27 protein-coding genes and 1 tRNA gene are annotated in these 23,681 nt (G+C 58.7%); 17 read left to right on the plus strand and 11 right to left on the minus strand.

Going from position 1 to position 23,681, the window contains the following annotated elements; translation table 11 throughout:
- Nucleotides 1–65 precede the first annotated feature (65 nt).
- A complete protein-coding gene (locus MCRY_RS04800; protein WP_085628339.1) occupies nucleotides 66–905 on the plus strand; it encodes a universal stress protein in 840 nt (279 codons plus the stop codon).
- Nucleotides 906–913: 8 nt separating this feature from the next.
- Here the strand turns inward: MCRY_RS04800 and MCRY_RS04805 are convergent, their stop codons facing one another.
- On the minus strand, nucleotides 914–1,564 hold the full coding sequence (locus MCRY_RS04805) for a GntR family transcriptional regulator (protein ID WP_085628340.1): 651 nt from the start codon (nucleotides 1,562–1,564) through the stop codon (nucleotides 914–916).
- 30 nt (nucleotides 1,565–1,594) lie between these two features.
- Nucleotides 1,595–2,287, minus strand: a complete 693-nt coding sequence (locus tag MCRY_RS04810; protein WP_085628341.1) for a M48 family metallopeptidase — start codon at nucleotides 2,285–2,287, stop codon at nucleotides 1,595–1,597.
- Nucleotides 2,288–2,391: 104 nt separating this feature from the next.
- Here MCRY_RS04810 and MCRY_RS04815 point away from each other — a divergent pair, with 104 nt between their 5' ends.
- From MCRY_RS04815 to MCRY_RS04825, 3 genes are all read left to right on the plus strand, one after another.
- Nucleotides 2,392–2,712, plus strand: a complete 321-nt coding sequence (locus MCRY_RS04815) for a TIGR02300 family protein (protein ID WP_085628342.1) — start codon at nucleotides 2,392–2,394, stop codon at nucleotides 2,710–2,712.
- Nucleotides 2,713–2,780: 68 nt separating this feature from the next.
- Nucleotides 2,781–2,856: transfer RNA gene (locus MCRY_RS04820), tRNA-Ala, on the plus strand.
- 292 nt (nucleotides 2,857–3,148) lie between these two features.
- The gene (locus MCRY_RS04825) at nucleotides 3,149–4,687 is read left to right on the plus strand and encodes an asparagine synthase-related protein (protein ID WP_085628343.1); all 1,539 of its coding nucleotides are present in this window, start codon (nucleotides 3,149–3,151) and stop codon (nucleotides 4,685–4,687) included.
- 25 nt (nucleotides 4,688–4,712) lie between these two features.
- Here MCRY_RS04825 and MCRY_RS04830 read toward each other — a convergent pair whose 3' ends face one another.
- The gene (locus MCRY_RS04830) at nucleotides 4,713–5,651 is read right to left on the minus strand and encodes a hydrogen peroxide-inducible genes activator (RefSeq protein ID WP_176234496.1); all 939 of its coding nucleotides are present in this window, start codon (nucleotides 5,649–5,651) and stop codon (nucleotides 4,713–4,715) included.
- 103 nt (nucleotides 5,652–5,754) lie between these two features.
- On the opposite strand from MCRY_RS04830, the gene MCRY_RS04835 reads away from it, so the two are divergent.
- The 8 genes from MCRY_RS04835 to mnhG are packed head-to-tail and all read left to right on the plus strand — an operon-like array spanning nucleotide 5,755 to nucleotide 12,394.
- A complete protein-coding gene (locus MCRY_RS04835) occupies nucleotides 5,755–6,726 on the plus strand; it encodes a universal stress protein (protein WP_085628345.1) in 972 nt (323 codons plus the stop codon).
- A complete protein-coding gene (locus MCRY_RS04840) occupies nucleotides 6,726–8,984 on the plus strand; it encodes a putative monovalent cation/H+ antiporter subunit A (protein ID WP_238939400.1) in 2,259 nt (752 codons plus the stop codon). The genes MCRY_RS04835 and MCRY_RS04840 overlap by 1 nt, the downstream gene beginning before the upstream one ends.
- Complete coding sequence (locus tag MCRY_RS04845) at nucleotides 8,981–9,400, plus strand: Na+/H+ antiporter subunit B (protein WP_085628346.1); 420 nt, start codon at nucleotides 8,981–8,983, stop codon at nucleotides 9,398–9,400. Before MCRY_RS04840 ends, MCRY_RS04845 begins: the two co-directional genes overlap by 4 nt.
- Nucleotides 9,400–9,762 (plus strand): Na+/H+ antiporter subunit C, encoded by a 363-nt coding sequence (locus MCRY_RS04850; protein ID WP_085628347.1) that lies wholly within the window; start codon nucleotides 9,400–9,402, stop codon nucleotides 9,760–9,762. Before MCRY_RS04845 ends, MCRY_RS04850 begins: the two co-directional genes overlap by 1 nt.
- A complete protein-coding gene (locus tag MCRY_RS04855; protein ID WP_085628348.1) occupies nucleotides 9,759–11,255 on the plus strand; it encodes a Na+/H+ antiporter subunit D in 1,497 nt (498 codons plus the stop codon). Before MCRY_RS04850 ends, MCRY_RS04855 begins: the two co-directional genes overlap by 4 nt.
- Complete coding sequence (locus tag MCRY_RS04860; RefSeq protein ID WP_085628349.1) at nucleotides 11,252–11,731, plus strand: Na+/H+ antiporter subunit E; 480 nt, start codon at nucleotides 11,252–11,254, stop codon at nucleotides 11,729–11,731. Before MCRY_RS04855 ends, MCRY_RS04860 begins: the two co-directional genes overlap by 4 nt.
- On the plus strand, nucleotides 11,731–12,030 hold the full coding sequence (locus MCRY_RS04865) for an MrpF/PhaF family protein (protein ID WP_085628350.1): 300 nt from the start codon (nucleotides 11,731–11,733) through the stop codon (nucleotides 12,028–12,030). Before MCRY_RS04860 ends, MCRY_RS04865 begins: the two co-directional genes overlap by 1 nt.
- Nucleotides 12,023–12,394, plus strand: coding sequence for a monovalent cation/H(+) antiporter subunit G (mnhG, locus tag MCRY_RS04870; RefSeq protein WP_085628351.1), 372 nt, complete (start codon nucleotides 12,023–12,025; stop codon nucleotides 12,392–12,394). Before MCRY_RS04865 ends, mnhG begins: the two co-directional genes overlap by 8 nt.
- A gap of 53 nt (nucleotides 12,395–12,447) precedes the next feature.
- Here mnhG and MCRY_RS04875 read toward each other — a convergent pair whose 3' ends face one another.
- Complete coding sequence (locus tag MCRY_RS04875; RefSeq protein ID WP_085628352.1) at nucleotides 12,448–12,735, minus strand: HU family DNA-binding protein; 288 nt, start codon at nucleotides 12,733–12,735, stop codon at nucleotides 12,448–12,450.
- A 185-nt stretch (nucleotides 12,736–12,920) separates the two neighbouring features.
- Nucleotides 12,921–14,405 carry an AMP nucleosidase gene (locus tag MCRY_RS04880; RefSeq protein ID WP_085628353.1) on the minus strand — a complete coding sequence of 495 codons (1,485 nt, stop codon included), beginning with the start codon at nucleotides 14,403–14,405 and terminating at the stop codon, nucleotides 12,921–12,923.
- Between the two features lie 113 nt (nucleotides 14,406–14,518).
- Between MCRY_RS04880 and MCRY_RS04885 the strand changes: the two genes are divergently transcribed.
- The 4 genes from MCRY_RS04885 to MCRY_RS04900 all read left to right on the plus strand — a co-directional run bounded on the left by MCRY_RS04885 (nucleotide 14,519) and on the right by MCRY_RS04900 (nucleotide 17,333).
- Entirely contained in the window at nucleotides 14,519–14,938 is a 420-nt protein-coding gene (locus MCRY_RS04885; protein ID WP_085628354.1) for a VOC family protein, read from the plus strand.
- 77 nt (nucleotides 14,939–15,015) lie between these two features.
- Nucleotides 15,016–15,771 carry a class II aldolase and adducin N-terminal domain-containing protein gene (locus MCRY_RS04890; RefSeq protein ID WP_085628355.1) on the plus strand — a complete coding sequence of 252 codons (756 nt, stop codon included), beginning with the start codon at nucleotides 15,016–15,018 and terminating at the stop codon, nucleotides 15,769–15,771.
- A gap of 69 nt (nucleotides 15,772–15,840) precedes the next feature.
- Nucleotides 15,841–16,704, plus strand: a complete 864-nt coding sequence (locus tag MCRY_RS04895; protein ID WP_085628356.1) for an SDR family oxidoreductase — start codon at nucleotides 15,841–15,843, stop codon at nucleotides 16,702–16,704.
- Entirely contained in the window at nucleotides 16,701–17,333 is a 633-nt protein-coding gene (locus tag MCRY_RS04900; protein WP_085628357.1) for an exopolysaccharide biosynthesis protein, read from the plus strand. Before MCRY_RS04895 ends, MCRY_RS04900 begins: the two co-directional genes overlap by 4 nt.
- On the opposite strand, the gene dxs is transcribed toward MCRY_RS04900, so the two are convergent.
- The 6 genes from dxs to MCRY_RS04930 are packed head-to-tail and all read right to left on the minus strand — an operon-like array spanning nucleotide 17,330 to nucleotide 22,586.
- The gene (dxs, locus tag MCRY_RS04905; RefSeq protein ID WP_085628358.1) at nucleotides 17,330–19,255 is read right to left on the minus strand and encodes a 1-deoxy-D-xylulose-5-phosphate synthase; all 1,926 of its coding nucleotides are present in this window, start codon (nucleotides 19,253–19,255) and stop codon (nucleotides 17,330–17,332) included. The genes MCRY_RS04900 and dxs overlap by 4 nt on opposite strands.
- Before the next feature lie 21 nt (nucleotides 19,256–19,276).
- Nucleotides 19,277–20,146, minus strand: coding sequence for a polyprenyl synthetase family protein (locus tag MCRY_RS04910; protein ID WP_085628359.1), 870 nt, complete (start codon nucleotides 20,144–20,146; stop codon nucleotides 19,277–19,279).
- Nucleotides 20,147–20,155: 9 nt separating this feature from the next.
- Entirely contained in the window at nucleotides 20,156–20,398 is a 243-nt protein-coding gene (locus MCRY_RS04915; RefSeq protein WP_085628360.1) for an exodeoxyribonuclease VII small subunit, read from the minus strand.
- The gene (locus MCRY_RS04920; RefSeq protein ID WP_085628361.1) at nucleotides 20,395–21,321 is read right to left on the minus strand and encodes a histone deacetylase family protein; all 927 of its coding nucleotides are present in this window, start codon (nucleotides 21,319–21,321) and stop codon (nucleotides 20,395–20,397) included. Before MCRY_RS04920 ends, MCRY_RS04915 begins: the two co-directional genes overlap by 4 nt.
- A gap of 52 nt (nucleotides 21,322–21,373) precedes the next feature.
- Nucleotides 21,374–22,075: a response regulator gene (locus MCRY_RS04925; RefSeq protein WP_085628362.1), complete on the minus strand. Its 702-nt coding sequence runs from the start codon at nucleotides 22,073–22,075 to the stop codon at nucleotides 21,374–21,376.
- A 1-nt stretch (nucleotide 22,076) separates the two neighbouring features.
- Nucleotides 22,077–22,586: a MarR family winged helix-turn-helix transcriptional regulator gene (locus MCRY_RS04930; RefSeq protein WP_085628363.1), complete on the minus strand. Its 510-nt coding sequence runs from the start codon at nucleotides 22,584–22,586 to the stop codon at nucleotides 22,077–22,079.
- Nucleotides 22,587–22,747: 161 nt separating this feature from the next.
- On the opposite strand from MCRY_RS04930, the gene MCRY_RS04935 reads away from it, so the two are divergent.
- Nucleotides 22,748–23,617, plus strand: coding sequence for a branched-chain amino acid aminotransferase (locus MCRY_RS04935; protein WP_085628364.1), 870 nt, complete (start codon nucleotides 22,748–22,750; stop codon nucleotides 23,615–23,617).
- Nucleotides 23,618–23,681 lie beyond the last annotated feature (64 nt).

Consider the following 23,681-nt stretch of genomic DNA (forward strand, 5'->3'; position numbering starts at 1 on the left):
AAAGCGCCTCATGCGACTTCAGTCGAATGTGAGGCCAGTGGGAAATACATCCAAGGGAGTCACACATGTCTTTCAAATCGATTCTGGCCGTCGCCACCGATCAGGCCCATCTGACCGAGACTGTTACCCAGGCCGCGTCCATCGCCAGCGCGCTGGACGCCCATGTTGATGTTTTGTGTATAGGCGTGGATCGCACGCAAACCGGTTATTATTACGCCGGAATGAACGCGGCCGTTCTGCAGGAAACCCTGCATCAGGCCCGTGAAGCGGCCTCGGGAATGGCGGCTTCAGCGAAAAAGCAACTCGATTCGAGCGGCTTGCGCTGGGGTGTCATCGAAGCGGTATGCCAACTTGCGGATGTGGCCCGCTTTGTCGCCTCGCATTCGCGATTTGCCGACCTGACGGTTGTTCCGCGTCCGTATGGCGATGATCGCGGCATTGAGCTTGAGCCGGTCGTCGAGGGCGCTTTGTTCGAAGGGCAGTCCCCGGTCATCGTCTTGCCTGATGGCGGGTCAGAGCTGAAACTGCCCGAGAAAATTGCGATCGGCTGGAACGAAAGCGCCGAAGCGCTGCGGGCCGTGCGCAGCGCCTTGCCCATGCTCAGCGCCGCACAGTCGGCACATATCGTCGTCATCGACCCACCCAAACATGGGCCGACCCGGTCCGATCCCGGCGGGCAATTGTCACAATTCCTTGCCCGGCATGGGGTGAAGGTCGAAATCGACGTGTTGTCAAAGACGATGCCGCGCGTGTCCGACGTGATGCGTCGGCATGTCACCGACATCAACGCCGACATGGTGGTGATGGGGGCCTATGGTCACTCGCGTTTCCGCGAGGCGATCTTGGGCGGCGCAACACGCAACATGCTCGAAACCTGCGAAGTGCCGGTGTTCATGGCACATTGAACGCCCGGTTACCCGGTCAACAAACGCAGACCTTGGGTCACGTCTGACCGAACAGCCAAGCGAAGGCCGGGTTCATCCCCGGCCTTCAACGCTGCCACGATCAACCTGTGATATTGCGGTGCCTCCGTGCGACGCAACCGGCCGTAAAGGGCGCGCATCGTCGGACCAAGCTGCAACCAGACCTGTTCAGCCATGGCCAGCATCGCCGGTGCCTGAGCACGCAGATACAAGGTTCGGTGAAAATCCAGATTGGTGCGAATGTAGCCGACCGCGTCCCGATTCGAGATCGCGTCGGAAATCGTCCCGTTGATGGCCTGCAAACGGTCGATGAGGGCAAGATGCGCGCGAGGCAGGGCCCGGCTTGCCAATTCGACCTCGATCAAGGCACGCAACGCGGCAAGTTCCTCGATACGGTCATTCGACAGTTCAGGCGTCGAGACTCGCCCCGATGCCGACATCGATAGCGCGCCTTCGGCGACCAACCGCTGAAACGCCTCGCGGGCCGGCGTCATCGACACGTCAAACTCCCGTGCGACTCCGCGTAACGTGAGTTGTTCACCCGGAGACATTTGCCCGAACATGATCCGGTTCCGCAAACCGCGATACACGCGATCATGCGCTGATAAAGTGGGTTCCGTGGGGCGGGTGAGGACGCTCATACTGAACTGTGATCACAGCACGGGAACGGGTCAAGCATCAAACCGGAAGCGATGCAGCTTCGGGCCTTCATGCCGCAGCCAGTCCCGCGCCTCGCGATGTGGTCCATAAAGCTGATCAACCACACGCCAAAAATCAGCCGAGTGGTTCATCTCTTGCAAATGCGCGACCTCATGGGCGGCCACATATTCGAGAACAGGCTTGGGTGCGAGGATCAACCGCCATGAATACATCAATGCGCCAGCCGATGAGCATGACCCCCAACGCGACCGCGTGTCACGCAGCGTCAGCCGCGTGTAGCGACGGCCCAGACGTTGCGCATAATGATCGGATGCCCGTGTCAATTCCGCGCGCGCCTGCTCCTTGAGCCACGCCAGCAAATGGATGCGTCCTGTCTCGACCGGTGCGGGCAAAGAGATGTGACCATCAGACACCGAAAGCCGCCGGCCAGTGCCCTGAACAACCTCGAACGGCTGACCACAAACTTCCAACCGCTGCCCCGGCCCGACATGTTCTGGAGTGGCCTGTTTCGACAGATGTCCGACGACCCAGTCCCGCTTTTCGGCAGCAAAGGCCAGTGCGTCCCGCTCCGACACGCCACGTGGCACAGTCAGGGTCACACCGCCGTCGACTCTTGAAATTCGAAGCGTCATGCGCCGGGCACGCGTGTTCTTCCGCAACTTCAACGGAATTTCGGGGTTGCCAGGAAAGGTTGTGACGCCCATATGCCGCTCGATGAACTCTGCGCCCTAAAGCCTTTGACACCGGTTCGGTGTTATGGCAGTTGGCGCAGATTGTCGATATGACCACGCAATAAAGGGGATGACCCATGCCCAAAGAAGAATGGGGCGTCAAACGTGTTTGCCCAACCACTGGCAAGCGCTTTTATGACCTGAATGCCAATCCGATCATTAGCCCATATACCGGCGAAGTTGTCGAGATTGACACCGGAAAGACCCGCATGATCGCGGCTGATGCCGAAGACCGTCAAAGCAAAGCCAAGATGGAAACCGACGAAGAAGTCGATGTCCTGGAAGACGATGATGTCGATGTTGATCTCGATGACGACGATGATGTTCTCGAGGATGACGACGACGATAACGTGTCTTTGGACGATATCGCTGACGTCGCAAGTGACGACGACGATTAATTTCTGCTGATGGGGCGGAATCACGCTTGATCCCGCCCCCGGCTTTGCGTAATTGAACGCCCACAAACGGGGCCTTAGCTCAGCTGGGAGAGCGCTTGCATGGCATGCAAGAGGTCAGGGGTTCGATCCCCCTAGGCTCCACCATTTCCCTAACTTATCCTTTGTTTCTACCGTTGAGCGCCGCCCGTAACAGCGGAATGGTGGTCATAGTGTTATTCTAGGTGAAGGCAGGACCCTCTGCCGCAGCGAACACGACACTCCGCATCCCGCATGATCGCTCAGATCAAAGATCTGGATACGCGGATGCACGGCACCATCAACCGTGGATACAATCCCACAGCTATCCGGATTTGCATCGCGCGTTGAAGAACAGCGTTTCGCCAAGCGAATCACTGTGTCACTGTAAAGAAAAAATAAATCGCAGTGGCAGGCAGATATGTTTCAAGCACAGCAGCAGTGGAATTTCAGGTACGGCCCATTTGAACATCGGTTTCGCTATCAATACGTGATTTCCCGATCCGATGAAGCACTTGATGGGTTCGAAGCGCGCAAACTTGATGCGCTGAATATCTACAGCGGCAAAGACCTCCCCGTTCGTGAGGTCCGCGACGCCACAGGCGCCTTGGTCGGCTTCGTTCTGGGGATTGCTGTGGGCATGCAGGCCGAGCAGTCGGCAGCAGTGGTACAACTTCCTTTCAAGAAAACGTCAAAAATCTTCTGGGACCATTTCGAAAAATATCTTGATGATGCAGCCGGGCGCTACGCCTTCGTCATGCGGGCCCGCGGACAATCGCGGCTATACACCGATCCCGTCGGGATGATCGGGGCAGTTTTCAACGCTGAGGATGGCTATGTTGCATCGTCGGTCTTGCTGGCCATCAAGCGCCCTCTGCGCCCACATCCCAAATATGATTTCGATGTGATCCGTGATCTTGGCGGCAAACTGTCTCTGTTCCATACGGCAGACGCCGATGTGCATCGGCTTAATCCGAACCACTACCTTGACCTAGACACACTCAAGACACACCGGTTCTGGCCAAGAGATATCCGCTTCACCCCAGAGCCGGCTGACCCAACAGACACATATCGCGAAATCATTGAAACCGCGCGGGCCAATATCGGCGCCATCGCGCAGGACTATCCTTGCTCCCTGCCGGTGTCCGGCGGCATGGACAGCAGGCTTCTGCTTGCCTTTGCCGGCGAACATCTAAGCAAGATCAAACAGTTCTACACCCACATCAACAATTATGCGACCCGCCGAGACGCCGCCATCGCGGCAGAGCTGTGCCGGGTCTGCAAAATTGACCACGAAGTCCATGACAAAAGGAATTTCGGGATTGCGCGGCGCGAGGTTCGGTTGAACAAACACGCGTATGAGCTGACATATGGCGCGCCAGCCTCTCCACCTCGGGAGTACCAGAATGGCGTCATCCAAGGCGTTCCTGACGGCAATGTTATTCTTCGCGGTCACCAGACCGACCTACTGCGCGCCGTCTACGTGTTCCGGCCCGAAGCCGAATGGCGCGATGCGGATTGGCAGATCGAACGCTTGTTCATCGTCCCACGCGGTGACTTTAACAAAGACGTGGCAGACCGTTTCCGAGAGGATTTCGAGGCATGGCAATCGGACCTACCTGAGCCAGCCATGGAAAAGGCAGCAGATTTCATGTTCCTTGAGGTCTATTACAATTCATCCATCGGGGCATCTTTCCCAGCGCTTTGGCGCAATTTCTACATGTCACCCTATAACAGCAGACGTCTGATCACCCTGTCGCTGATGTTCTCAGAAGCCCGCCGCAGGGCATCTGCGCCGGTGTTCGAATTGATCGAGATGATGAACAGCGATCTTTCCAAGGTGCCTTTCGATTTCGAAGCCCCTGCCTCGCTGGAAATCGGGGCGCATTGGAGCAAAGGGGCGGCCTCGACAGAAAAACGCAGGGATCGCACTGTCGAAAGTTTGCTGAAGTACGCTTAATCCAAACGGCCACAGCAGCGGCGTGTCAGGACTGGCGCGGCACGTCGCCCAGCACGGTGATCTCGGGCGCGCGTTCGGTCAGCGACCTGCAGACCAGCGCGGATAACAACCGAAACTCTTCCTCGCGCGAGGTGCCTTTGCGCCAGACCATTCCGATGGTGCGCGAGGGAGCGGTTCCCCGAAACGGGCGCGCAACAACGATGTCCTGATGGGCCACCTCGGATTTGACGTAAAGCGCTGGCATCAACGACAGGCCCATACCGGTCGCCACCATCTGACGAAGGGTATCTAGGCTCGTGCCTTCGTAGTCATGGGACAATTCCACTCCGTAATCATCCGAAATCCGGCGCACAAGCTCATACAGTCTGTGTCCCGGCTCCAGCGATAGGATTGTCTCTCCACGCAGCATCACCGGGTCGATCTCCGGTTCTTTTGCCAGACGGTGATCGGCGGGCATTACGACCTGAATCGGTTCGCGGAACAGGGACAGAGAGTCCAGATCTACCCGATTGACCGGCAGGGGAAAGAACAAGAGATCCAACGCACCGTCCTCCAGACTTCGCAAAAGCACATCCGGAAGACCCTCGCGCACATAAAGACCCAGCTTCGGGTATGTCCGATGCAGCTCCGGGATCACGAGTGGAAGAAAATACGACCCGACGGTCTGCACGACACCGATCCGAATGACCGAACTCAACACACTTTGCCGCGACTTTGCGATGGTATGAATCTCGGCCACTTCCCGAAGGATACGACGCCCTCTTTCGGCGATGTCCTTGCCAGTCGGGGTCATCACGACCTTTGAACGGCTGCGTTCGACAAGGCTGGCGCCAAGCCGCAGCTCAAGTTCCTTGATCTGCGCGCTGAGTGTTGGCTGCGTGACATTGCACGTTTCCGCGGCGCGGCGAAAATGCAGGTGATCCGCGACTGCGACCAGATATCGAAGTTGCTGCAAACTGGGCATCATCACGCTCTTTGATAGAATATTTCTATCAATACTGCGATTATTTTCGATTTGGTCAATAAAGAATGCACCCTATCTACCATTTTGGGCAAGGGAGCATGGTGTGCAGCGTTTCAAGAACATTCTTTTCGTATGCGACGAACAGAGCGCCTTTGAACTGGCGTTGGAGCGTGTTGTCTGGCTTGCCAGTGCCAATGAGGCCCGCGTCACGATGGTGACGACAATCGACAGTGGCGGCGCGCAGGACATGTCGCGTCTCTTTTCGATGATCCCCGGCCTCGGCAGCCACGATATCGGCGAAACAGTGATTGCCGTCCACCGCGCCAAGCTCGAAGATCGGGCGCAAAAGCTGCGCGACAAAGGCATCGCGGTCGACACGAAGCTGCTGATCGGCACACCCTTTATCGAAATTATCCGTCAGGTCTTGCGACAAGGGCATGATATCGTAATCAAGGGTGCACACCGTGCGGCTGGACGCAGGGTCTTTCCGGGTGCCGACATGCACCTCTTGCGCAAATGTCCTTGCCCGATCTGGGTCTTGAACTCGGCGGCTGAACCCATGTCGCGGCGCATTCTTGTTGCGGTCGATCCTGACCCGTTCGAACCCGATCGGGACAGCCTCAATCGAACGCTGATGGATCTCGCGACGTCACTTGCCCGTAACGACAATGCCAAGCTGGATGTAATGAACGTCTGGCACCTGCAGGAAGAGGCAACATTGCGGCATGGGCTGGCGAATATTCCCGAAGGCGAAATCGACCGCTTGGTCACGCAAACCCAAGACGACAGCAAGGGCCGGCTGCAAGAACTTGTGGCAGCCTATGCCGAATTCGATGACATCATGCGTGTTCTACACATTAAAGGGGTTGCAGCGGATGCAATCCCGGAACATGTCACAGCCGAAGGTATCGACACCATTGTCATGGGCACTCTGACCCGTACCGGCGTGGCCGGGCTGTTCATCGGCAATACCGCCGAAACCATTCTCAACCATGTCAGTTGCTCGGTCCTGACCGCAAAAGCCCCCGGCTTTGCCACACCGATCGGCGCAAGACCCTCAGGAGGTATCCACTGATGGCGGGCGGATTTCCCACCGACACACGCGGCAACGGTCTGACCGGGATTGTCCCGGTCCTGTTTGCCGGTGCGATTTTTGCTTATTTCGTGTCGCTCATGCCGGCGATCGCCGCAAACGAGGTGATCCGGGTCTCAATCCCTTGGATTCCCTCCCTCGGGATCGAGCTGGCGTTCCTCGTGGATGGTCTGAGCCTGACCTTCTCGTTGTTGATTTCCGGCATTGGCACGCTGGTGCTGCTCTATTCCAACACCTACCTTGCCGGGCATCCGCAATACGCCCGGTTTGCCCTGTTCTTGACCGCATTCATGCTGTCCATGCTGGGGCTTGTCCTGGCCGATGACCTGATCCTGCTTTTCGTCTTCTGGGAATTGACGACACTCACCTCCTACATGCTGATCGGGTTCTCACATGAAGCCGAGAAAAGCCGCCGGAACGCGTTGCAAGCGCTGTTCGTCACCGGCGCGGGGGGTCTGGCCTTCCTCGCCGGGTTGATCCTGTTGGCTGCGGCCTCTGGAACAACCAGCATTTCCGGCATCATCGCGCAGGGCAACGCGCTCAAAGAGCACGCCATGTACCTGCCGATCCTGATTCTGCTGCTGGCAGGTACGTTCACCAAGTCGGCGCAGGTGCCGTTCCACTTTTGGCTGCCCAACGCGATGGCCGCCCCCACCCCCGTCAGCGCCTTCCTGCATTCGGCCACCATGGTCAAGGCGGGTGTCTACGTTATGGCGCGAATGCACCCGGCGATGTCAGGCACCGATGTCTGGCTTTGGACGCTGACGATCTTTGGCGCTGTGACTGCCGTATTTGCCAGTCTGCTGGCGCTGCGCCAGACAGACCTCAAGCAGGCTCTAGCCTACACCACGCTCATGGCGCTTGGCACGCTGACGCTGTTTCTGGGGCAGGAGTCCGGCTATGCGATGACAGCATTCGCGACCTTCCTAATCGTACATTCGCTTTACAAAGCGTCGCTCTTTCTGGTTGTCGGCTGTATTGATCTGTCCACGGGCACCCGCGAGACCGATCACCTGGGCGGTCTGGGTCGTCTCATGCCAGTCACCGCTGTTGCAGCAGCACTTGCCGCGCTGTCAATGGCGGGCTTTCCACCATTCCTTGGCTTTATCGGCAAAGAACTGAAATACGCGGGTGCGATCGCGGTTGCCTCTGAACCTTTGTTCGTGGCTGGTGCGGCGCTGCTATCGAACGCACTCATGCTTGCTGTGGCAGGGGTCGTGGCCTTCCGACCGTTCTGGCAAGGTAGCGTCCCGTCCGGTCAAGCCCCTCGCGAAGCACCCTGGCAGATGTGGGCTGGTCCGATCATTCTTGCCAGCCTTGGCGCGGTTTTCGGGATTTACCCTGACCTGTTGCAAGTCGCATTGATCAACCCAACCGTGATTTCGCTGACCGGCGAAGTCGGCGAAGCGAAAGAGCTCAAACTCTGGGCGGGCATCAATGTTCCCTTGTTCCTCAGCATCGCAACCTTTGTATTGGGCCTGCTGTTCTATAAGTTCCATGTCCAACTGCGCGCAAAGCTCGAACAGGGTTTCCAGGCAATCCCGAACTTGGATCACGGCTGGGATCGGTTTCTTGACGGGCTCAAGGGGTTTGCAAAGTGGCAAACCTTGCTGGTGCAAAACGGCAAACTCACCAGCTATCTTTTCGCAACCTTCCTGACAATTGCAGCAGGTATCCTGCTGACTCTGCTCTACACTGGCATGCCAATGATCGCCGTCGATCTGTCGGATGTAGAGTGGAAGCACACCTCTATCGCGCTATTGACGATTGCAGGCGCACTTCTGGCGCTTGTCACCAACTCGCGGATCGCCGGGATCGCAGCCCTTGGGGTGGTTGGCATCGGCATCGCGCTGATCTTTATTGTGTTCAGCGCACCGGACGTGGCCATCACGCAGTTGCTTGTCGAAACGCTGGTCGTGGTGCTTGTGGCGGTGGTGATGCTGCGCTTGCCGTCGCTGCCTAAAGCCGAGTTCCGCCTAGGCCATGCGGCACTGTCGATTGCGGTAGGCGCATCCGTTTCGTTGATCCTGATCGCCGTCGTCTCAAGTCCGCTTGATCTGCGCCTGACCGATTATTTCGAAGCGACAAGCTGGCCCGAAGCCTACGGGCGGAACATCGTCAACGTAATCCTCGTGGACTTCCGTGCGCTCGACACCTTCGGAGAGATCGCCGTGGTCGTGATCGCCGCCCTGTCGGCCTATGCACTGCTGCGCACAACACGCAAAGGAGACCAAAAATGAATTCCGTCATCCTGCGCGTCGGCACGCGGTACCTTGCCGGAATCCTGCTGGTGTTTTCGTTCTACATGATGCTGCGCGGCCACAATGAACCAGGTGGTGGCTTTATCGGCGGGCTGACCGGAGCGACCGGGTTTGTTCTTTACGCCATCGCTTGTGGCACTCAGGACGCTCGGGCTGCGTTGCGCGTACTGCCGCAAACCATCGCCATGTGGGGTTTGGGCATCGCACTATTGGCAGGCCTGTTCGCAGCACTCTTCGGTGATGCGCTTTTCACCGGTCAATGGCTTTTCATCGGCGCAACCGAAAGTGACAAAGGCCTGCCCCTGTCGACCGTTCTGGTCTTCGACATCGGCGTCTATCTCGTGGTGTTCGGGTCAATCCTCACCCTTGTCTTCGCCATGGAGGAGGAAGTCTGATGGAATTCCTGTTTGCCATAACCGTCGGCGTCATGGTGTCGGCAGCGGTTTATCTGATGCTATCGAACAACCTGCTGCGCTTCATCTTTGGCCTTGTCCTGATTTCAAACGCAGCCAACCTGACGATCTTTGTCTCGGGTCGCCTGACGGATGGCGCACCGCCGCTGATCCCCGAAGGCGCCGATGCACCACTGGTCGATGTGGCCAACGCGCTGCCGCAAGCACTGGTACTGACCGCCATCGTCATCGGCTTTGGCCTTTTCGCCTTCGCCATCGTCCTCGTCTTCCGGGCGTGGACCACCCTGAATTCCCTGACACCAGACGACATGCGCCTGGCCGAACCTGAAGAGGCACAAAAGTGAGCTGGCTTCTCGCACTTCCGATCGTTGTTCCGTTTCTGACGGCGGTCCTCGCGTTCCTGACGCGACAAAGCCCGCTGGGGCGCTGGATTTCCGTGGCCGGATCAGCGGTGCTGCTGTTCGCGTCGATCACGCTCATGAACACGGTCCTACGCGACGGCGTAATTGCCGGGCAAATGGGCGGCTGGGCCGCACCGTTTGGCATCACGCTGGTGGCGGACCTTCTGTCTGCCGTCATGGTCCTGATCACCGCCATCGTTGCCGTTGCCGTATCCATCTACGCCATTGCGGATGTGGACGAAGGCATGGAGCGTTTGGGCTACCACGCGCTGTTCAACATGCTGATCGCCGGTGTGGTCGGCGCGTTCATTACCGGCGACCTTTTCAACCTTTACGTCTGGTTCGAGGTGATGCTGATTGCGTCTTTCGGCCTACTGGTGCTGGGCGGACGGCCCGAACAGATCGACGGGGGCGTGAAATATGTGGCACTGAACCTTGTGTCCACAATCATGTTCCTGACCGGTATTGGCTTGCTCTATGGCATGACCGGCACGCTGAACATGGCAGATTTGGCAACTGCTGTGGACGATGCGGACCAACGCCTGCTGACCATCGTCGCGGTCCTCTTCATGATTGCCTTCGGGGTCAAGGCTGCCGTGTTCCCGCTCTTCTTCTGGCTGCCCGCCTCGTACCACACGCCCGCCTTCTCGGTCTCGGCGGTGTTCGCGGGACTGCTGACCAAGGTCGGCGTCTACGCCCTCCTGCGCATGTTCACGCTGGTGTTCGACCACGACACCGCCTTCACCCACACGATCCTGCTTTGGGTCGCGGGCCTGACCATGGTGGTTGGCGTTCTGGGCGCGGCTGCACAATCAGACATGCGCAAGATCCTGTCGTTCCACATCGTAAGCCAGATCGGCTACATGATCCTTGGCCTTGCCTTGCTGACGCCGCTCGCCATCGTCGGCGCGGTGTTCTACCTCGTGCACCACATCGTGGTGAAGGCAAACCTGTTCCTAATCGCAGGTGTGGCGCAACGGATCGCCGGCGGGACAGAGCTTTCGCGGATCGGCGGCCTCTACAAATCCGCGCCTCTTTTGGCGGTGCTCTTCGTGGTCCCGGCCTTCTCGCTCGCTGGCTTCCCGCCGCTCTCAGGTTTCTGGGCCAAGTTCCTTCTGGTCAAGGCGGCGCTCGACGTTCAGGGCTGGATCATCGCCGGCATTGCGTTGGCGGTGGGTCTGCTCACGATCTACTCCATGACCAAGATCTGGGCGCAGGCCTTCTGGGAACCACACCCCGACGGGATCGAGCCGAAACTGTCGTCACTGTCCAGCCGAGACCGTGCTGCTATGCTGATCCCAATTGCCGGGCTCGCTGTGCTGACCGTCATCATCGGCGTGATGCCTGAACCTTTCGTCCAATTCGCCGAGGCCTCTGCGGCGCAGCTTCTTGACCCGACAGCCTACATCACCGCGGTGCTGGGAGAACAGCCATGAACACCTTTGGACTGAACATCATCCTCGCCATCGCATGGGTTGCGTTCACCGGCTCGGTGTCCCTCATTGGCCTCATCACTGGCTTTGTGATCGGCTATGGTGCGTTGTGGCTGATCCAGCCGCTGATTGGGACAAGCAGCTATTTCAAACGTGTGGCCGCATGGATCAAGCTTGTGATCATGTTCCATTATGAACTGATCGTCTCCAGCATCGCGGTTGCCATCGACGTGCTCACTCCGCGCCACCGGTCGCGCCCCGCGATCATCGAGGTGCCGCTCGACGTGAAAACCGACACCGGCATCCTGCTGGTCACAAACCTGATCTCGCTCACACCAGGCACGCTGAGCCTTGACGTGAGCGAAGACAGAAAGACGCTGCTTGTACATGCGATGTTTGCCGACGATCCCGATGCCCTGCGCAAAAGCCTGAAGGACGGGATGGAGCGTTGGGTGATTGACGCTGTGGAGGGCGCGTGATGGATGGATTTCTAGAGATTAGCCTTGAGATCGGCTTTATGTGCGTCGTGATTTCGGTCGTTTTGGCCTTTGTGCGTCTGATCAAAGGGCCAAGCCTTCAGGACCGGGTCGTCGCCCTCGACTTCATGACGGTGGCCATCGTCGCCTTCTGCGGCCTCGCTGCCATCCGCTATGGCACCCCGGCGTTTCTGGACGTGGCACTGGTGCTGGCCCTCGTCGGCTTCCTCGCGACAGTCGCCCTTGCCCGCTTTGCCGAACGCAACACTGAACGCTCCAGAGAAAGGTCACGTCATGATTGAAGTTGTCGCCGGCTCCCTGATCATCCTTGGCGGGTTCTTTGCCGTGATTGGCGCGCTTGGCCTGCTACGCCTGCCAGACGTGCTTTTGCGGATGCACGCTTCGACCAAGATCGGCACCTTGGCCTGCGGGTTGATCCTGTTGTCCAGCGCCGTGATCTTTGGCACATCGGACATTATCATCCGGGTGATTGCCATCGTTCTCTTCATCCTTCTCACTGCGCCCATCGGCGCGCACATGATGGGCCGCTCAGTCGTTTCGACGGGCGTGCCGCTGTGGAAGAACGAAGGCCTAGAGGAAGGCAAACTCGATACCGCCCTGCACGAGGAACACAGCACTCCGGCTGGGCCAAAACCTGATCACTGAAATGCAAAAGGCCGCTCTGACGAGCGGCCTTCAAGGTAAGTCTGGAGGTCGGATCAGCCGTTCACGCTGTCCTTGAGAGCCTTCGCAATGGTCATCTTGACCACCTTGTCGGCTTCTTTCTTGAACTGCTCGCCAGTGGCAGGGTTGCGCACCATGCGCTCCGGGCGCTCGCGGCAGTAGATTTTGCCGACACCGGGAAGCGTCACTGCACCGCCACCAGACACTTCTTTGGTGATGATGTTGGTCACTGCGTCCAGTGCTGCTCCGGCGGTTTTCTTGTCGCTGCCCATTTCTTCGGCCAGAGCGGCCACAAGCTGGGTCTTGGTCATTGGTTTCGCCATTTCGTGGTCTCCTTAACTGCCCGATCTTGGGCCTCGTGGTGAAAAACTAACCGTATATTGCGAGGAAACACAACGGTTGGTAGGCGATTACCCGACGTTTTTCGCCTTTTTCAGCCGATTTCCACAGCTTTGTCACACCCTAAGTCGGACGAAAGCGCCATTCGATGTCGCTAAGGCAGAATCGCCTACAGGAACGCGGTTTCCTCGAAGCTGCGCAGCTTCCGGCTGTGAATGCGCTCAAGCGGCATCTCTCGCAGGTGTTCCATCGCATGAATACCGATCATCAGGTGCCGCGCAACCTGCGTTTTGTAGAAATCAGACGCCATGCCGGGCAGCTTCAATTCGCCATGCAAAGGCTTGTCGCTAACACATAGAAGCGTGCCATAGGGCACCCGAAAGCGAAAACCGTTGGCCGCAATCGTGGCACTTTCCATGTCGAGCGCAATGGCCCGGCTCTGGCTCAGACGCTGCACCGGACCGCGTTGGTCGCGAAGTTCCCAGTTGCGGTTGTCCACGCTGGCCACCGTGCCAGTCCGCATGATGCGCTTGAGGTCATACCCCTCAAGCTGCGTTTCGGCAGCCACAGCGCGTTCCAGCGCGATCTGGATCTCGGCCAAGGCCGGGATTGGGACCCAGACGGGCAGATCGTCATCCAGAACACGATCCTCGCGCAGATAAGCATGGGCCAGCACAAAGTCGCCAAGGCTTTGCGAATTGCGCAGGCCTGCGCAATGTCCGACCATCAACCATGCATGTGGGCGCAGAACGGCGATATGATCTGTCGCTGTCTTGGCGTTTGACGGCCCCACCCCGATATTCACCAAAGTGATCCCCGACCCACCTTTGCGCTTGAGGTGATACGTCGGCATCTGGGGCATCTTATCGACCGCAGGAAGCGGCGCATCTGCCTCGAAAATCTCGGCATTGCCGGTGCTGACAAAGCTCATGTAGCCGCTGTCCGGATCGGCAAGCTGTGCCCGCGCATAGGCTTCGAATTCGGCTACGTAGAACTGGTAGTTGGTAAACAGAACATGATTCTGGAAATGGTGCGGGTCGGTCGCCGTGTAATGCGACAGCCGCGCCAGAGAATAATCCACACGCTGCGCAGTGAACGGCGCCAAAGGCTCTGTTCCATCCGGCGCGGGCTTGGCCACACCGTTCACGATATCATCATTCGTGGTCGCCAGATCAGGCACGTCAAACACGTCGCGCAGGATAAAGTCTGCCGCCCCTTCTTGGGGCACTGTGATCGTCGCATCGTTCGCCACAGCGAAATGCACCGGCATAGGGGTGTCCGAAACACCCACCTCGACCGGAACACCGTGATTGCCCATCAACAGCGACAGCTGCTGTTCAAGATAGTGACGGAACAGGTCAGGCCGCGTGATGGTGGCCGCATGCGTTCCGGGATGCGCCACGTGACCGAAACTCAAACGGCTGTCGACCTTGGCAAAGCTGGTCGTTGTGATCCGCACCTCTGGATAAAACGCACGGTAGCGCACGCCGGGATGCCCCTGCTTCATCGCGGTTTGAAAGCTGTCGCACAGGAACTGCGTGGACTGCGCATAGAGCGTGCACAGCCGGTCTACCGCCGCCTTCGGATCGTCGAAACGCTCGGGGTCCGGGGTCTCTGGTGAGATAACATCGAGATTGATGGAACGGTCCTGCATCCCCGGCCTTTCTTGGTCTTGCGCCTGCCTCGCGCGCAGGTTGACAGCTTGCGTGGGTGGGATCAAGCTGGAGAAATGGTCAGCACTGCTGACTTTTTCTATGAGGCATGCACATGGACTATGAAACTGTGTCCGCGCCCGAGTTCGGCGCATCCTTGCGCGGGATCGGATTGAACCTATTGGTGCGCGATGTGCTGGCACAAACCGAAGGTCTTTGCACGCTGTTCGGAATGCGGGCCTTTCAGGCTTCACGCGACTTCGCGATCCTGCAATATGGGCAACAGGTGTTCCAACTCCACGCCGACGCAACCTACGCCAAGCATCCACTGCTAAACCTTCTGCCAGAAAACCCGCCACGTGGCGCCGGGATTCAGATTCACCTCTTCGACACAGACCCGGACGACGCAGCCCAGCGCGCCGACACAGTCGGCTTCACCGTCCTGCAACCGCCAACCGACAAACCGCACGGGCTGCGCGAATGCTTCCTGCTGTGCCCGGACGGTTATGCTTGGGTCCCGTCGCGACCACTTTGACACCTATACACCAATATCACACCGCTTGACTTTACGTTGGGAAAGGCTTGCTTTGATCCCAAACACAGGAGGCTTCCATGTCCGTTACGCAACTCGCTCCAAATATGGAGCATTGGCAGGAACGCGTTGATCTTGCAGCCGCTTTCCGCTGGATCGCACGGCTCAACATGCACGAGGCCGTTGCCAATCACCTAAGCCTGTCGATCAATGACGACGGCACCCGGTTCCTGATGAACCCCAACCAAATGCACTTTTCCCGTATCAAAGCGAGCGACCTGCTGATCGTGGATGCGAACGACCCTGAAACGCTCAAGGGCCCCAATGCACCTGACCCGACCGCTTGGGGTTTGCACGGTGGATTGCACCGTCACTGTCCCCATGCACGCTGTGCAATGCATGTCCATTCAGTCCACGCCACCGTACTGGCTTGCCTGCAAGACCCGCGCCTGCCCCCCATCGACCAGAACTGCGCTACTTTTTTCAATCGCTACGTGATCGACACGCAGTATGGCGGTCTTGCCTTCGAGGAAGAGGGCGAGAGATGTGCGCAGCTTTTCACCGACCCAAAGCAGAAGGTGATGATCATGGGCAACCACGGCGTGATGGTCATCGGCGACACGGTAGCTGACACGTTCAATCGCCTGTATTACTTCGAACGCGCCGCCGAAACCTACATCCGCGCGTTGCAAACCGGGCAGCCACTCAAGGTCTTATCCGATGATATCGCGGAGAAAACCGCACAGGAACTTGAAGGTTACCCCGAACAGGATGCCCGCCACTTGTCTGAATTGAAAAAAATATTGGATTCCGAGGGATCCGATTACGCCTCTTGAGCGTTAACATTTCCGTGGGCAGATGACTGCGCCGCTTGGTTTTGGATTTAATTGTACCACGTTCAAATTATGGACCACACATTGCTCTCTCTTGGACACGGCTATAGCGCGGCCTTTCTGGCCCAGCGCCTGCTGCCCAAGGGTTGGAAAATAGCCGGGACAACGCGCGACCCGGACAAGTTTCGCGACTTCCATGCTCAGGGCATCACCCCACTTTTGTGGGACAGAGAGGCCATTCTTCCTTGGCTTGAAAACGCCAGTCACGTGCTGGTCTCTGCTGGTCCGACCGAAGACGGCGATCCAACGCTGGGTCTGCTCAAGACGGATTTTTCAGCCCAAGCCAAACGGCTTGACTGGGTCGGCTACTTGTCGACAACGGGTGTCTACGGGGATGCACAAGGAGATTGGGTTGATGAAAGCGCACCGTTGACCCCCGCCACCGAACGCGGCCGCCGCCGGGTCCGGGCAGAGGCAGCATGGTCCGCGATCCCGGATTTACCACTCCACATCTTCCGGCTTGCGGGGATCTACGGCCCCGGCCGTGGCCCGTTCTCCAAGGTGCGCGACGGCACCGCGCGCCGCATCATCAAACCCGGTCAGGTGTTCAGCCGCATCCATGTCGAAGACATTGCGCAAGTGCTCGAAGCATCCATGCAACACCCCAAACCGGGCACCGTGTATAATCTGTGCGATGACGATCCTGCCCCGCCACAAGACGTGATCTTGCACGCCGCGACCCTTTTGGGGGTCGATGCACCGCCAGAATTGCGCTTCGAGGACGCAGAGTTGTCTCCCATGGCGCGCAGCTTCTATGCCGAAAGCAAACGAGTCAGGAACGACCGGATTAAATCGGATCTTGGTGTCGCGCTGAAATACCCCGATTACCGGTCAGGCTTGGCCGCCATCCTTGCGCAAGAGCAGGCCAAACAGTGACACCCGATCAGGTCGCTCCACGATCGCTCACCGGCCTTCTGGACACGCTCGACCCCGAAAATCCCGCAACCGGCGCCGAACACCGCCACCATGACGCCCATGAAGGGCTAACGATTCAAGACATGCTCGACCGGGTCGGTGCACGCTCTTTTGGCGCGGCACTCTTGGTCCCGTCTCTGATCCTCGTGTCGCCTTTGTCGATCATACCGCTGATGCCCACCATCGGCGGGCTGGTCATTCTCACCATCTCCATTCAGGCATTTTTCGGTCGCGACCACTTGTGGCTGCCTGGGTTCCTCGCCACCAGACGGCTCAGCGGAGCGCAACTGAAACGCGCTGTGAACTACCTACGCAAACCCGCCGCTTGGCTTGACCGCAACAGCCGACACAGGCTGCGCTTTTTGTCCGCGTCACCAATGGACCGGATCGCGCTCTTGGCGGTCATGGTCGTCGCAGCGACATGGCCTTTTCTGGAAATCCTGCCCATGTTCACATCGATCAGCGCAGGCGGCGTTGCCCTTATTGCCTTTGCGCTGATGGTGCGCGACGGATTTGTTCTGATTGCAGGTTATACCGTTCTGGGGCTGTCGCTGGCGGTGGTCGCCGCTTTGATCAGCGGGATCTTCTAAGCCCGTTTGCCAATCGCAGCGACGCCTAAAACATCCAGCACCTTTTTCTCGATGTCCTCGGCATTCAAACCCGCCACATCATACATGGCTTGCGGGCTGGCTTGATCGATGAAGATGTCCGGAAGAACCATCGACCGGAACTTCAGCCCAGTGTCGAACACTTCGGCCTCGGCCAGCAAATGCGCAACATGGCTGCCAAAACCACCGATGGCACCTTCTTCGATGGTGATCAGCGCCTCGTGGTCTGCGGCCAGCTTGAGGATCAAATCCTCATCCAGCGGCTTGGCAAAGCGCGCGTCTGCCACGGTTGGACTGATGCCCTTGGCCTCAAGCGCCTCACAGGCGGTGAGAACTTCGCCCAAACGCGTGCCGAAAGACAAGATTGCAACCTTGCTGCCTTCGCGGATCATTCGCCCTTTACCAATTGGTAAAACTTCACCCCGCTCTGGCATTTCAACGCCCTGCCCCTCGCCCCGCGGATAGCGGAACGCGATGGGCCCTTCATCATGCGCCACTGCCGTCGCAACCATATGCTTCAGCTCCGCCTCATCCGCCGCCGCCATGACGACAAAGCCCGGCAGGTTCGCAAGATAGGCAACGTCATAGCTGCCCGCATGGGTTGCCCCGTCGGCCCCCACCAGCCCAGCCCGATCAATGGCAAAGCGCACCGGCAGCCGCTGGATCGCAACGTCATGCACCACTTGGTCATACCCACGCTGCAAGAACGTCGAATACATCGCACAGAATGGCTTAAGCCCCCCTGCCGCCAATCCAGCGCAAAAGGTCACACCATGCTGCTCTGCAATGCCCACATCAAACGTCCGCGATGGATAGCGTTCGGCAAACAAGTCTAGCCCGGTGCCATCCGGCATCGCCGCAGTCACAGCACAAATCATCGGATCATCCGCCGCTTCCTGCAAAAGCGCGTCGGCGAACACCTTGGTATAGCTTGGCGCGTTGGACGGCGCTTTCTTCTGCTCGCCCGTCACAAGATCGAACTTGGCCCGTGCGTGCCCACGATCAGCGGACTCCTCCGCAGGGCCATAACCCTTGCCCTTCTTGGTCACGACATGGATCAGGATCGGCCCATGCGCCCGGTCCTTGACCGTCCGCAGCACCGGCAAAAGCTGCTCAAGGTCATGCCCATCAATCGGCCCGACATACGAGAACCCAAGCGCCTCAAACAGCGTGCCGCCCACGGCCATACCCTTGAGCAAATCCTTCGCCCGCTTCGCCCCTTCGCGGAAAGGTTCGGGCAAGAAACTCACCGCGCCTTTGGCGGCTTCTTTCAAATCTTGAAACGGCGCACCCGCATAAAGCTGCGACAGGTAGGACGACAGCGCTCCGACAGGCGGGGCAATACTCATCTCGTTGTCGTTCAGAATGACGATCAACCGCTTTTTCAGATGGCCCGCGTTGTTCATCGCCTCATAGGCCATGCCCGCGCTCATCGCACCATCACCGATCACTGCAATCGCATCGCCATGCCCGGTGTCGCAATTACCCCCCAGATCGCGCGCCACGGCAAAACCCAAGGCAGCAGAGATAGAAGTCGAACTGTGCGCCGCGCCAAACGGATCATACGGGGATTCCGACCGTTTGGTAAAACCCGACAGCCCGTTTTCCTGCCGCAAACTTCCCATACGGTCGCGCCGCCCGGTCAGGATTTTGTGCGGATAACACTGATGCGACACGTCCCAGATGATCTTGTCACGCGGCGCATCGAAAATTGCGTGCAAAGCAACGGTCAATTCAACCACACCCAGCCCGGCCCCCAGATGACCACCGGTCTTGGACACAGCGGTGATCGTTGCACGGCGCAGCTCATCGGCCACCTGCTCAAGCTGAGCATCGGAAAACCGTTTCAGGTCAGCCGGGGAAGAGACCGTATCAAGAAGCGGGGTCTCTGTGGAAAAGGACATAAGCCGCGCCTCCGGGTCGCATCAGGTGTCGCGCGAGATAACGAACTGCGCCGCCTCATTCAAGGTTTGCGCGCGTGCGCCATAGGGCGACAAGGCATCACAGGCGGCGTCAACCAGATCGGACGCACGCCGTTTTGCGCCATCCAGCCCCAAGAGCGACACAAACGTGGCCTTGCCCCGATCCGCATCCTTGCCCACCGCCTTACCAACTGTAGTCTCGTCACCTTCAACGTCCAGAATATCGTCCGCAATCTGAAACGCGAGGCCAAGGGCCGTGGCATAGTCAGTGAGCGGTTTCAGATCAGACTGTGCCAGCCGCGCACCCGCCTGAGCCGACCACACGATCAGCGCCCCGGTCTTACCCGCCTGCAACTCGGTGATCTGGTCAAGCGTCAGCGGGGTCTCTGCCGTTTCAGCCTGAATATCCAAGGCCTGCCCCAAAACCATGCCCCTATGGCCAGAAGCACGCGCGAGGCTAAGCGCCAGATCAGCCCGGACGACAGGATCGGCATGGCAGGCCGCGTCGAGAACCAACTCGAACCCCAGCGTCTGGAGCGCATCCCCCACAAGAACCGCCGTTCCGTCATCCCATTTGCGATGAACCGTCGGCAGACCCCGCCGCAGGTCGTCATCGTCCATGCAGGGCAGATCATCATGCACAAGGCTGTAGGCATGGATCGCCTCGATGGCAGCCGCAGGCCAGATCGCCTGTGCCTCAGGCACGCCGTGCAGCCGCGCGCCTTCCATCACGAGAAACCCTCGCAACCGTTTGCCGCCCGACACCGCGTACCGCATGCCATGGATCACCGGCAGGTCAGGTTCCTTCGCCAGAACTTCGTCCAGATGCGCGCCGATCCGGGCAGCATCGCGGCGCAGCGCGTCAGAAAACATCGCTCCGGCTTACTCGGGATCAAAGGGCGCGGTGCCCGTGGGCTTGCCATCGGCATCCAGCGTGATCGCCGCGACCTTTTCCTGCGCCTCGTTCAGCTTGGCCTCGCACCGCTTTTTCAGTGCAGCCCCGCGTTCATAAAGCGCAATGGATTCCTCAAGCGCCACATCACCGCGCTCCAACTGGCCCACCACCTTTTCAAGCTCGGCCATAGCAGCTTCAAAGCTCATCTCGTCTACAGGTGTGTCACTCATGACGCGGCCTCCATCAGTTCTTCCACATGCGCACGCGCACTGATCGCGAGCGCAGACAAATCATACCCGCCTTCCAAAGTCGATACGATCCGCCCGTCACAAAGCTCTGCTGCCAAGGCGCAAAGCTCGCGGGTCAGCCAACGGAAATCCTCGGTCGACCACTGCAACTCCGCGAGTGGGTCGTCCTGATGCGCATCAAATCCTGCAGAGATGATGATCAGTTCCGGTTGGAAAGCCCGCAAACGCGGGAACACCTGCGCCTCATAAGCCGCCCGCATCTCTGCACCACCCGAACGCGGCGCCAAGGGCACGTTCAATACGTTGTCATGCGCCCCGCGTTCCGACGGATCACCGGTGCCCGGCCACAGCGGCATCTGCTGGCTGGTGATCGTCAACGCCCGTGCTTCGTTCCACAACAAGTCCTGCGTCCCGTTGCCGTGGTGCACGTCGAAATCCACCACCGCGACTCGGCTCAGACCATGCGCCTCAAGCGCGTGTTTGGCACCGATGGCGGCGTTGCCGAACAGGCAGAACCCCATTGGCGTCTCGGTTTCTGCGTGGTGTCCTGGCGGACGGATGGCGCAGAACGCGTTGCCCACCTCTTCGTCCAGCACCAGATCGACCGCCCGGACCACAGCCCCGGCGGCCCGAAGTGCTGCATTCACGCTCCCCGGAGACATCCATGTGTCTGCGTCAAGCTGGTGCAAACCCTCTGCGGGCTGCTCTGCAATAATCGCATCGATATGCGATTGCGGATGTACATAGGTCAAATGCGCCGTGTCGACCAAAGGCGCAGCCTCACGCCGCAGATCCAACCCTTGCAACGCGTGCAACACATGCTCCAGCCGTGCCACCCGTTCGGGGTGCCCGTCCGGTGTCACATGGTCCAGACACTCCGCATGTGTGATCAATGCCGTCGCCATACGCGCGCCTTCCTTGCTTCTTCTTTTTCCAAATATGCAAAAATCAAACCCGTCAGTCGGGCGCAAGCATATACCCAGCACCGCGCACCGTTTGCAGGTAGCGCGGCTGTTTCGGATTGTCCTCGAGCTTTCGACGCAAGCGGGTGATCTGTACGTCCACCGCACGTTCCTGGCTCTGCCCCCGGTCGCGGCCCAGTTCCTCGACCAGCTGTGTCCGGCTCAATGCGGCGCCCGGTTTGGCGGCAAAGATTTTCATCAGCTGAATTTCGGTCGAGGTCAGGCGAACAAGATCTTCGCCACGCCACATTTCGGCCCGTTCCGTATCATAGCGGATCGGCCCGAGATTGAGGTATTTCGGCGCGCTGTTCGCAGCAGTCTGTTCCGGCATCCGACGCAAAATCGCGTTGATCCGAAGCAACAGCTCCTTCGGCTCGAACGGCTTTGCAAGGTAGTCGTCTGCCCCGGCCTCAAGCCCTGCAATGCGGTCTTCGGTCTCGGCGCGCGCGGTCAATAGAAGGATCGGCGTGGTCGAACGCTCGCGAATGCCCCGCGTCAGGCTGATCCCATCTTCGCCCGGCATCATCACATCAAGAACAATCAGGTCGAAATCCAGCCCTGACAGGATACGCCGCGCATGGGCTGCATCCCGCGCCGCACTGACCAGAAATCCGTTGCGGATCAGGAATTTCTGCAACAGCCCACGGATACGTTCGTCGTCATCGACAATCAGCAGGTGTGCATCGGGCTCAGCCATTTCAGCGTCCTTCCCGCATCGCGATATAGGCGCGCTTCATGTCTTCATCCATCATCGCTTCGAGAACAGTCTTGAACCCGGCAACCGCCTCGGGTCCGGCCTTGCGATATGCATCCCGCATGCGGGCGCGCTGTGCGTCAGACAATTGCTGTTCCAGCGCTTCTCCAGCTTCGGTCAAGGTCAAATGCCGCTCTCTCTTGTCGCTACGTCCTACATGGCTTGTCACAAGACCATCTTCGATCAAAGTGCGCAACACACGGTTCAGAGATTGCTTGGTGACCCCAAGAATAGCGAGCAGATTGTTCACCGTGGTGCCCGGGGCGCAATGGATGAAATGAATGGCCCGGTGATGGGCCCGACCGTAGGACATACCCTCGAGAATGCGATCCGGGTCAGCTGTGAACCCACGATAGGCAAAGAACATCGCTTCGATCCCCTGCCGCAGCTGCTCGTCCGTGAGATAGAGCAGCGCCTGCCCGCTTGATCCACTTTGGGTGGGTCCGTCCGCCATGGTCCGTCGTCCAATCCGTCTTTTTGTTAAACTCGAAAATACGTCAGTCTTGTTGACATTCCAAGGCTCAAATGGTAGCGAATCTCAGTTTTGGCGCAATATTATGTCCGATTCGGACCTAATTTGCGCAATTTATGAAAATCCGGGCGAGGAGAATTGAAATGGCCGGAACCTATGACGACCGCGACGGCAAGATCTGGATGGATGGCCAGCTCATTGATTGGCGCGACGCAAATGTCCACATCCTGACCCATGCGATGCACTATGCCAGCTCGGTCTTCGAAGGCGAACGTGCGTATAACGGCAAGATTTTCAAATCGCGCGAGCATTCAGAGCGGCTCAAGCGGTCAGCGGAAATGATTGACTTCGAAATCCCCTATACTGTGGACGAAATCGAAGCGGCCAAGAAAGCGGTTCTCGAGGCCAACGGTCAGTCTGACGCCTATGTGCGGGCGGTCGCATGGCGCGGCGTGGGCGAAGACATGGGTGTCGCGTCGGCGCGCAACCCGGTTCGCATGGCCATCGCCAGCTGGGAATGGGGCGCCTATTACGGCGACGCCAAGATGAAAGGCGCCAAGCTCGATATCTCAAAATGGAAACGCCCATCGCCCGAAACCATCCCGAGCCACGCCAAGGCTGCAGGTCTCTATATGATCTGCACCATGTCCAAACACGCGGCCGAGGCCAAAGGCTGTTCCGACGCGATGATGTTCGACTATCGCGGGTACGTGGCCGAAGCGACCGGCGCCAACATTTTCTTCGTCAAGAACGGTGAAGTGCACACGCCGACACCGGATTGCTTCCTCAACGGCCTGACCCGTCAGACGGTGATCGGCATGCTCAAAGAGCGCCAAGTGAAGGTCCATGAGCGCCACATCATGCCGGAAGAACTTGAAGGTTTCGAGCAGTGCTGGCTCACCGGCACGGCTGCTGAGGTCACTCCGGTTGGTAAAATCGGCGACTACAACTTCGAAGTTGGATCGCTGACCCGCGAGATCGCGGAAGGTTACGAAAAGCTCGTCCGCAGCTGATCTCGACCTCAATCAAAGAAAAGGCCCTGCATGGTGGTGCAGGGCCTTTTTTGTTGAGCGAAAA

Source organism: Marivita cryptomonadis (assembly GCF_002115725.1).
GTDB lineage: Bacteria > Pseudomonadota > Alphaproteobacteria > Rhodobacterales > Rhodobacteraceae > Marivita > Marivita cryptomonadis.